Source organism: Xanthomonas sp. SHU 308, assembly GCF_000364645.1.
GTDB classification, from domain to species: domain Bacteria; phylum Pseudomonadota; class Gammaproteobacteria; order Xanthomonadales; family Xanthomonadaceae; genus Xanthomonas_A; species Xanthomonas_A sontii.
In genome coordinates this window covers 1-9,651 of the sequence record NZ_AQOK01000640.1, presented here as the reverse complement: position 1 = coordinate 9,651, position 9,651 = coordinate 1, and the positions used below count along the sequence as shown (strand labels likewise).

At 70.9% G+C, this 9,651-nt stretch carries 9 protein-coding genes and 1 tRNA gene; 7 read left to right on the top strand and 3 right to left on the bottom strand.

Annotation, left to right across the window (positions count from 1 at the left end; all coding sequences use genetic code 11):
• From D588_RS0117875 to D588_RS0117865, 3 genes are all read right to left on the bottom strand, one after another.
• On the bottom strand, nt 1-1,560 hold a 1,560-nt coding region (locus D588_RS0117875; RefSeq protein WP_017916943.1), incomplete at its 3' end, for an aspartate kinase.
• 544 nt (nt 1,561-2,104) lie between these two features.
• A complete protein-coding gene (locus D588_RS0117870) occupies nt 2,105-2,425 on the bottom strand; it encodes a hypothetical protein (RefSeq protein WP_017916942.1) in 321 nt (106 codons plus the stop codon).
• A gap of 428 nt (nt 2,426-2,853) precedes the next feature.
• Nucleotides 2,854-2,930, bottom strand: a tRNA-Arg gene (locus D588_RS0117865).
• 170 nt (nt 2,931-3,100) lie between these two features.
• Between D588_RS0117865 and D588_RS0117860 the strand changes: the two genes are divergently transcribed.
• From D588_RS0117860 to D588_RS0117830, 7 genes are all read left to right on the top strand, one after another.
• Nucleotides 3,101-4,633, top strand: a complete 1,533-nt coding sequence (locus D588_RS0117860; RefSeq protein WP_017909982.1) for an aldehyde dehydrogenase family protein — start codon at nt 3,101-3,103, stop codon at nt 4,631-4,633.
• Nucleotides 4,634-4,699: 66 nt separating this feature from the next.
• Nucleotides 4,700-4,981, top strand: a complete 282-nt coding sequence (locus D588_RS0117855; RefSeq protein ID WP_017913403.1) for a DUF4190 domain-containing protein — start codon at nt 4,700-4,702, stop codon at nt 4,979-4,981.
• A complete protein-coding gene (locus D588_RS0117850; RefSeq protein ID WP_017916941.1) occupies nt 4,978-5,751 on the top strand; it encodes a class I SAM-dependent methyltransferase in 774 nt (257 codons plus the stop codon). The genes D588_RS0117855 and D588_RS0117850 overlap by 4 nt, the downstream gene beginning before the upstream one ends.
• A gap of 8 nt (nt 5,752-5,759) precedes the next feature.
• Nucleotides 5,760-6,815 carry a quinone-dependent dihydroorotate dehydrogenase gene (locus tag D588_RS0117845; protein WP_017916940.1) on the top strand — a complete coding sequence of 352 codons (1,056 nt, stop codon included), beginning with the start codon at nt 5,760-5,762 and terminating at the stop codon, nt 6,813-6,815.
• Nucleotides 6,812-7,855 (top strand): UDP-N-acetylmuramate dehydrogenase, encoded by a 1,044-nt coding sequence (gene murB / locus D588_RS0117840; RefSeq protein ID WP_017916939.1) that lies wholly within the window; start codon nt 6,812-6,814, stop codon nt 7,853-7,855. The genes D588_RS0117845 and murB overlap by 4 nt, the downstream gene beginning before the upstream one ends.
• Entirely contained in the window at nt 7,849-8,757 is a 909-nt protein-coding gene (locus D588_RS0117835; RefSeq protein ID WP_017916938.1) for a DMT family transporter, read from the top strand. The genes murB and D588_RS0117835 overlap by 7 nt, the downstream gene beginning before the upstream one ends.
• A gap of 130 nt (nt 8,758-8,887) precedes the next feature.
• Complete coding sequence (locus D588_RS0117830) at nt 8,888-9,577, top strand: aspartate/glutamate racemase family protein (protein ID WP_017909988.1); 690 nt, start codon at nt 8,888-8,890, stop codon at nt 9,575-9,577.
• The last annotated feature ends 74 nt before the right edge of the window (nt 9,578-9,651 follow it).

Sequence of the window (9,651 nt, the reverse complement as noted above, 5' to 3'; positions counted from 1 at the left end):
GCCCAGCGCCTGCCGCCAGTCGCCGGCGAAGGCGCGCGGCTCCAGGCGCATCGTGCTGCGCGAGGCCACCGCGCGCAGGCGCAGGTCGAGGTTGGCCTTGGCCAGCAGTTGCGGCTGCGCGGCGCGCAACTGGTCCAGCAGCGCCGCACCGACGTTACCCGGCCCGATCACGCCGACCGAGAAGGTCTGCGGCGACAGCCAGAAGCCGGCATGCGCGGCGCGCAGCGCCTTGGTCGCGTGCGCGCTGTCGATGGCCACCGAGATGTTGCGCTCGGACGAGCCCTGCGCGATCGCCAGGATGTTGACCTGGGCGCGGCCCAAGGACTCGAACAGGCGCGCGGCCACGCCGGGCTGCCCGGTCATGCCGTCGCCGACCGCGGCCAGCACGCTGATGCCGGTGGTCAGCTGCACGCGCTGCACCTGGCCCACCACCAGTTCGTGGGCGAACGCGGAGAGCACCGCGTCGCGCGCGCGTTCGGCCTCGTTCTGGCGCACCACGCAGCAGATGGAATGTTCGGACGACCCTTGCGAGATCATCACCACCGACACCCGCGCGTTGCGCAGTGCGGCGAACACGCGCTCGGCGGTGCCGGGCACGCCGATCAGGCCGGTGCCTTCGAGGTTGAGCACGGCCAGGTCCGGGCTCAGGGTCAGCCCCTTGATCGGGCCGCTGGTGGCGCTGCTGGCGGTGATGCGGGTGCCCGGGTGCTCGGGCTGGAAGGTGTTGCGGATGATGATCGGCAGGCCGCGCTCGATCGCCGGCGACATGGTTTGCGGGTGCACCACCTTGGCGCCGAAATAGGCCAGTTCGCAGGCTTCGTCGTAGCTGAGCGTTTCCAGTTGCACCGCTTCGGGCACGACCCGCGGGTCCGCCGAGAGCACGCCGTCGACGTCGGTCCAGATGTGCAGCTCGGCGGCGTCGAACAGCGCGGCGAAGATCGCGCCGGAGTAGTCGCTGCCGTTGCGGCCGAGGGTGGTGATGCGGCCGGCGCGGTCGCGGGCGACGAAGCCGGTGACCACGATGCGCGGCTGCGGGTGCTCCGCGCGCCATTGCGCCAGGCGCTGCGCGCTGGCGGACCAGTCCACGTCCACGCCCAGTTCGCCGCGATCGACCACCAAGACCTCGCGCGCATCCAGCACCGCGCACTCCTCGCCCAGCGCACGCAGGTGGTCGCCCAGCAACTGCGCCGAGTACACCTCGCCCAACCCCTGCACGCGGTCCAGCACTTCCCGCGGCAGTTCGCCGATCACCGCCAGCGCGGCGAGGATCTCGGCCAGGTGCTCGAAGCGCGCGTCCAGCCATTCGACCGTGGCACCGGCATGTTCGCCGAGCAAGGCCACTGCGGCGGCGCGATGGCGGGCACGGGTTTCGTGCCAGCGCTCGCGCCAGTCGCCGTGGCCGCGTGCGGCCAGTTCGGCCAGGCCGATCAACGCATCGGTGACCCCCTTCATCGCCGAGACGACGGTGACCTGGAGACGTTCCGGGCGCGCCAACAGCAGTTGCGCGACATGACGGTAGCGTTCGGCATCGGCCACCGAGGTGCCGCCGAACTTGTGCACGACAGTGGCGGCGGCGAGCGCGGGATCGACGGCGGAATCAGGCGAAGCGGCGACAGCAGGAGCGACGGCGGGGGGCGACATGGAAGACCTCGGAGTGGAGGCCCCGCTCGCATCAGGCTGAGGGATTCCCCCGCATCCTGATCCGGGTGCGGGGCCGTGGTGTTCGACGATCAGACGAAGACGACGGGCCGCACCGGGCGAATGGTGAGGGTGGTAATACCGGTGGTAATGCCCGCAGCAGCGCCCGCCGCGTGCCGAAGCGAGCGCGGAAGCGAGATGGCGATAGGGGCAAAGACCAGAGGCATGGACGCAAGAGGACATCATGCGCCGGGGCGCTGTCAAGCGCCGCGTGTGCGCCCGCAGCATCGGCGCTGCGGCCCTGGCAAACGGTTGCAAAAGTGACTATCGCGCCAAGCCAGGAAACACCACGTTAAGGCCACCAAGCAGGGGGCGCCGGGCGACACGCAACGCCGTCCACGCAGGTCTGAGCGTCGGCGCGCAGCGAACGCGCGACGCCGCCGGCGCCGCGCGTTTTGCGCAACCCTTACTGCTGCTTCTGATCGGTCGGCGGCTGCTGCTGCGGATCCGGGTTGGCAGGATTCTGGGGGGTAGTCGGGCTGGTCGGAGACGTCGTGGTCGGCGGTACGCCCTGCGACGCGTCCTGGCCCTGCATCGTGCCCTGCCCGGTCGCGGTGCCGCTGGCATCGCCGCTGGTGGTGCCGGCCGGGGCGGTGCTGCCGCCTGCCGGGCTGCCGTCGGCCGCTGCGGGCGGGTTGGCCGCATTCGGATCGGTGGCCGGTTGGTCGCCGTCGCGCTTGCAAGCCGCGAGCGCAGCCAGCATCGAACCGACCAAAACCATCTTCATTGCTGTTTTCATCTGTGACTCCTGCTTCGCATAGGGGTGGGAATCGCTGCGGGCGTGCCGGCAAGCCGGCGATCACGCCAGGCCCGAGGCGACCAGGACCGCCGATGCGCGGCGGCGATCGTCCCGCCGCACGGAGTTGCGGTCGGGACGCTTGTGGCGGACGTGGCGGAGGCGACTCCGTCCTCGTCGTCCATCGGCACTGCAATAACTAGAGTTCGCGGCGCGAATCGCCGCCAAGCGCAGTGGCCGACGGACGCAGCCTACGCAGGACGATGCTCAGGCCGCGTCGGTACAAGGTGTAGAGGACGTTATTGCAGACAGATCGGACACCGCGCGACTCACCATCGCGGCCGCTGCGCAGGAGGCATGGGCAGGCAACGCGATGGCCGCTGGCGGCGGCGCGGCCGCGGCGGACGGCATGCACGAAATGGTGACCCCGGCGCGATTCGAACGCACGACCTGTCCCTTAGGAGGGGACCGCTCTATCCAGCTGAGCTACGGGGCCATTGGCCTGGCGGGGATTCTACGGCATTGCCCACGCGTTTTTTGCGCTCGCCAGCCGCCCCCGCCAGCGGCGGCGGCCGGATGCGTCCGGTCTGCTAAAATTGCCGGCTGCGCGTCCCGCGTCCCCCGCCTGCGGTCGCCTTCCCTGTCGCAACGAACCCAGGAGATTCCATGTCCGCTGACCTGCTCAAGGCGCTCGGCCTCGCCGCCACCAACTCCGGCACCTATCTCGGCAATGGCGAGTGGTCCAGCGCCACCGGCGCCGGCGTGCTGCAGCCGCTCAACCCGTCGAGCAACGACATCATCGCCGACGTCCAGGCCACCACCGAGCAGGACTACGAAACGGTGATCGCCCGCGCCCAGGCCGCGTTCAAGGTCTGGCGCACCACCCCGGCGCCGCGCCGCGGCGAAGCGGTGCGGCTGTGCGGCGAAGCGCTGCGCAAGCACAAGGACGCGCTGGGCTCGCTGGTCGCGCTGGAAATGGGCAAGAGCAAGCCGGAAGGCGACGGCGAAGTGCAGGAGATGATCGACATCGCCGATTTCGCGGTCGGCCAGAGCCGCATGCTGTACGGCTACACCCTGCATTCGGAGCGCCCCGGCCACCGCATGTACGAGCAGTACCAGCCGCTGGGCCTGGTCGGCATCATCAGCGCGTTCAACTTCCCGGTCGCGGTGTGGAGCTGGAACGCGTTCCTGGCGGCGATCTGCGGCGACATCTGCATCTGGAAGCCGTCCAACAAGACCCCGCTGACCGCGATCGCGTCGATGAAGATCTGCAACGAGGCCCTGCGCGACGCCGGTTTCCCGGACATCTTCTTCCTGATCAACGACGCCGGCGTGGCCCTGTCCGAGCGCCTGGTCGAGGACACCCGCGTCCCGCTGATCAGCTTCACCGGCTCCACCCAGGTCGGCCGCGTCGTCGCCGAGAAGTGCGCGCGCCGGCTGGGCCGCTGCCTGCTGGAGCTGGGCGGCAACAACGCGATCATCCTCGACGAGAGCGCCGACCTGAAGCTGGCGGTGCCCGGCATCGTGTTCGGCGCCGTCGGCACCGCCGGCCAGCGCTGCACCACCACGCGCCGGCTGATCGTGCACGAATCGATCTACGACACCGTGCTGGCCACCCTGGTCAAGGCCTACAAGCAGGTCGAAGGCAAGATCGGCGACCCCACAGACCCGGCCAACCTGATGGGCCCGCTGAACAGCCGCGGCGCGGTCGAGCAGTTCCTGGACTCTATCGCCAAGGCCAAGGCCGCCGGCGGCACCATCGAGACCGGCGGCACCGCGCTGGACCGCCCGGGCAACTTCGTGCTGCCGGCCATCGTCACCGGCCTGAAGAACAGCGATGAAGTGGTCCAGCACGAAACCTTCGCGCCGATCCTGTACGTGATGAAGTACAGCACCCTGGACGAGGCCATCGACATGCAGAACGGCGTGCCGCAGGGCCTGTCCTCGTCGATCTTCACCCAGAACCTGAAGGCGGCGGAGAAGTTCCTGTCCGCGGCCGGCAGCGACTGCGGCATCGCCAACGTCAACATCGGCACCTCCGGCGCCGAGATCGGCGGTGCCTTCGGCGGCGAGAAGGACACCGGCGGCGGCCGCGAATCCGGTTCGGACGCGTGGAAGGTGTACATGCGCCGGCAGACCAACACGATCAACTACTCCGATTCGCTGCCGCTGGCGCAGGGCATCAAGTTCGATCTGTAACGCGGCGAGCGCGGCGGCCCGCACCCTGCGGCCGCCGCCCCTTTCCTTCTGCAAGGAGCGACAGCGATGAGTCAGGTGCGCGAGACCAATTCCCTGGCGGTGGTCAGCCTGGTCGCCGGGATCCTCGGCTGGACCCTGATGCCGGTGCTCGGCAGCCTCGGCGCGATCATCACCGGGCATCTGGCCCGGGCGGAGATCCGCCGCCAGCCGCAGCGCTTCCAGGGCGATGGCCTGGCGGTGGGCGGGCTGATCCTGGGCTGGGCCGCGGTGGTGCTGGCCGTGCTGGCGGTACTGGCCTTCGTGCTGTTCTTCGGCGGGCTGGCCTGGTTCGCCAGCACCCAGTCGTGAGCCGGGACGCCGCCGCGCCGCGGGAACGCTTCAGCGACCGCGTCGCCGATTACGTGCGCTACCGCCCCAGCTATCCGGCGGCGCTGCTGGACTGGGTACACGGCGAGCTGGGCGTGGCGCGCGATGCGCTGGTCGCCGACATCGGCGCCGGCACCGGCATCTCCACGCGCCTGTTCCTGCAGGCTGGGCATCCGACCCTGGCCGTGGAGCCGAACGCGGCGATGCGCGAGGCCGCAGTGGCGCTGCTGCAGGACCTGCCGGGCTTCCGCGCCATCGACGGCAGCGCCGAGGCCACCACCCTGGCCGATGCCAGCGTCGACCTGGTCAGCGCCGCGCAGGCCTTCCACTGGTTCGACCTGGAGGCGGTGCGCCGCGAATGGGCACGCGTGCTGCGTCCTGGCGGGTTGGCGCTGGTGTACTGGAACTCGCGCCTGCTCGACGCCACGCCGTTCCTGGAAGGCTACGAGCAGTTGCTGCTGGAGTACGGCACCGACTACAGCGCGGTGGCCGAGCGCTACCACGACGATGCCACCATGCAGCGCTGGTTCGGCGCCGGCCTGCGCGGCACCGCGCAGTTCCCCAACGCGCAGCGCATGGACTTCGAGGCGCTGCGCGGACGCCTGCTGTCGTCCTCCTATGCGCCGCTGCCCGCCCACCCGCAGCACGCGCCGATGCTGGACGCGTTGCGCGCGCTGTTCGACCGGCACCAGCGCGACGGCGTCGTCGCGTTCCATTACCGCACCCGCGCCTTCGCCGGGACGCTGAACTGAGCCACGCCATGTACTCCCTCGCCCGACCGTTCCTGTTCGCCTTCGACGCCGAGCGCGCGCATGCCCTGGGCCTGCGCGCGATCGAGCTGGCCTACCGCACCGGCACCAATCCGCTGCTGGCGCGCACGATCGCGCCGATGCCCACTCGCGCCTTCGGTCTGGACTTCCCCAACCCGGTCGGACTGGCCGCGGGCCTGGACAAGAACGGCGAGCACATCGACGCGCTGCTGGCGCTGGGCTTCGGCTTCGTCGAGATCGGCACGATCACCCCGCGCGCACAGGCCGGCAATCCGCAACCGCGCATGTTCCGCCTGCCGCGGCAGCAGGCGGTGATCAATCGCATGGGCTTCAACAACCTGGGCGTGGATGCGCTGGTGCGCAACGTCGAGCGCGCGCGGCGCCGGCGCGGCCTGCTCGGCATCAACATCGGCAAGAACAAGGACACCCCGAACGAGGACGCCGCGTCCGACTACCTGCATTGCCTGGAAAAGGTCTATGCGCTGTCCGACTACGTCACCGTCAACATCTCCTCGCCCAACACCGCCGGCCTGCGCGAACTGCAGGAGGAGCAGGCGCTGCGGCAGCTGATCGCGCGCCTGCGCGAGGCGCAGGAAGCGCTGGCGGCGCGCCACGGCAAGCGCGTGCCGATGCTGGTCAAGGTGGCGCCGGACCTGAGCGACAGCGACATCGACGCGGCGGCGCGGGTGCTGTCGGACCTGCAGGTGGACGGGGTGATCGCCACCAACACCACCGTCGCCCGCCCCGGCCTGGAACACGAACCGCTGGGCGGCGAAAGCGGCGGCCTGTCCGGCGCGCCGCTGCTGGGCCAGTCCACCCTGGTGCTGCGCCGGCTGCGCGCGCGCCTGCCCGAGAGCATCCCACTGATCGGTGTCGGCGGCATCCTCTCCGGTGCCGATGCGGTGGCGAAGATGGCCGCCGGGGCCGCCCTGGTGCAGTGCTACAGCGGCCTGGTGTTCCGCGGGCCGGAGCTGATCGGCGAGTGCGTGGAGGCGATGCGCCGGCGCCGCGAAGCGCCCAGCCGCGGGGACGTGGTCGTCCCATGAGCACGACGGCCTGGTCGCTCACCGCGCAGGCGCCGCTGCAGGCGCTCAACACCTTCCACGTCGCCGCGCAGGCGCCGTGGCTGCTGCAGATCTTCGCGCCCGAGGCGCTGCCCGAGGCGCTGCTGGCGCCGGAGCTGGCCGGCGCCGCGCTGCTGCCGCTGGGCAGCGGCAGCAACATGCTGTTCGCCGGCGATGCGCCGGGCGTGGTGCTGTGCTTCGCCAACCGCAGCATCGACACCCTGGAGCACCGCGCCGACTACGCCATCGTCCGCGCCGGCGCCGGCGTGGGCTGGCACGAGCTGGTGATGTGGTCGCTGGCGCAAGGTTTGTCCGGCCTGGAGAACCTGGCGCTGATCCCCGGCACGGTCGGCGCCGCGCCGATCCAGAACATCGGCGCCTACGGCGCGCAGATGGGCGAGTTCGTGCACGTGGTCGAGGCCTACGACCGCGCCGACGCGCGCTTCGTGCGGCTGGACGCGGCCGCCTGCGAGTTCGGCTACCGCGACAGCCTGTTCAAGCGCCAGCCCGACCGCTACCTGATCGCCGCGGTGGAGTTCAACCTGCCGCGGCTGCACGCGCTCCGCCTGGACTACGCCGGCATCGGCGAGGAACTGCAGGCGATGGGCATCGCCACCCCCGGTGCGCCCGACGTGGCCCAGGCGGTGATCAACATCCGCCGACGCAAGCTGCCCGACCCGGACGTGCTCGGCAACGCCGGCAGCTTCTTCAAGAATCCGCTGCTGCCGCTGGAACAGGCGCTGGCGCTGCAGCACGAGTACCCGGCGTTGCCGGTATTTCCCGGCGACGACGACAGCCAGCGCAAGCTGTCGGCGGCGTGGCTGATCGAGGCCTGCGGCTGGAAGGGCTACCGCGACGGCGATGCCGGCGTGTCCGCCGCGCACGCACTGGTGCTGGTCAACCACGGCCAGGCCAGCGGCGCCGAACTGCTGGCGCTGGCGCGGCGCATCACCGCCTCGGTGGGCGAGCGCTTCGGCGTCATCCTGGAGCCGGAGCCGCGCATCGTCGGCGCGCAGTGGTAAGCGCGCCCACGCCGCTGCGCGCGGCGCTGCTGATGCTGGCCAGTACGATGGCCTTCGGGCTGATGGTCGTCGCGATCCGGCTGGCATCGGCGCAGCTGTCCACTCTGCAGATCGCCTTCTTCCGCAACCTGTTCGGCCTGCTGTTCCTGTTGCCGATGCTGCTGCGGCCGGGCCGGCCACTGCCACGCACCGCGCAACTGCCGCGTTACCTGCTGCGCACCGCGATCGGCCTGGTGTCGATGCTGGCCGGGTTCTGGGCGATCGGGCATCTGCCGCTGTCGCAGGCGATCGCGCTGTCCTACTCCACCCCGCTGTTCGCGACCCTGGCCGCCGCCCTGTGGCTGGGCGAGACGGTGCGCCTGCGGCGCTGGCTGGCGGTGCTGTGCGGCTTCGTCGGGGTACTGCTGATCGTGCGTCCCGGCGCCGCCGCGTTCAGCCCCGGCACCCTGGTGGCGGTACTGGCCGCAGTGATGAGCGCCCTGGTCGCGATCCAGATCAAGCAACTGGCGCGGGTCGACGCCGCCAACACGGTGGTGTTCTACACCTACGCGTTCTGGGTGCCGATGTCGCTGCTGCCAGCGCTGTTCGTGTGGCGCTGGCCGCACGGCATCGACTGGCTGTGGCTGCTGGCCACCGGCCTGTTCGGCACCCTCGGCCAGTTGCTGTGGACGCACGCGCTGCGCCTCGGCGAAGTCTCCGCACTGACCCCGATCAGCTTCACCCAGCTGCCGCTGGTGGCGCTGTTCGGCTGGTGGCTGTTCGACGAGACGCCGGACGGCGGCACCGTGCTGGGCGCGCTGGTGATCCTCGGCGCCAACGCCTACATCGCCCACCGCGAGGCGGTGCTGGCACGGCGTGCGGCGCGCGCCGGGGCCGGCACGCCGCCGACCCTGGACGCCTAGTGGTGCGCATGACGCCGCGTCGCGCCGCGGCGTCCCGACGATCGCCGACACAGGCACAGCGCGCGGTCGCCGCACGCGACCGATGCCGCTACCATCCTCGCGCACTCGACACGGCGGCAAGCGACGCACGATGAAGACGATCGGCATGATCGGCGGCATGAGCTGGGAATCCACCCTGCCCTATTACCGGCACATCAACGAGACGGTGCGCGCACAACGGGGCGGACTGCATTCGGCCAAGCTGCTGCTGCACAGCGTGGACTTCCACGAGATCGCGCAGTACCAGCGCGACGGCGACTGGGACGCGGCCGGTGCCGCGCTGGCGGCCTCGGCGCGCGCGCTGCAGGCCGGCGGCGCCGATTTCCTGGTGCTGTGCACCAACACCATGCACTGCGTCGCCGACGCGATCGCCGCCGCGGTCCCATTGCCGCTGCTGCACATCGCCGATGCCACCGCCGATGCGTTGCAGGCCGCCGGCATCGTCCGCGTCGGCCTACTCGGCACGCGCTTCACCATGGAGCAGGCGTTCTACCGCGAACGGCTGCAACGGCGCGGCTTCGACGTGCTGATCCCGGATGCGCCGGCGCGCGAGGACGTGCACCGCATCATCTACGAGGAACTGTGCCAGGGCGTGGTGCAGGCGCCGTCGCGGCTGCGCTACCGCGAGGTGATCGCAGGACTGCAGGCGCAAGGCGCGGAGGCGGTGATCCTGGGCTGCACCGAGATCGGATTGCTGGTCGGCCCTGCCGACGCGGCGGTGCCGCTGTTCGACACCACCGCGCTGCACGCGCGTGCCGCCGCCCTGTACAGCCTGGCCTAGCGATGCGCAGCCAGGCCGCACATGCCGCCGCCATCGGCCCGCGCCGCGCCGCCAGCGTGCCGCGCGGCTGGGCG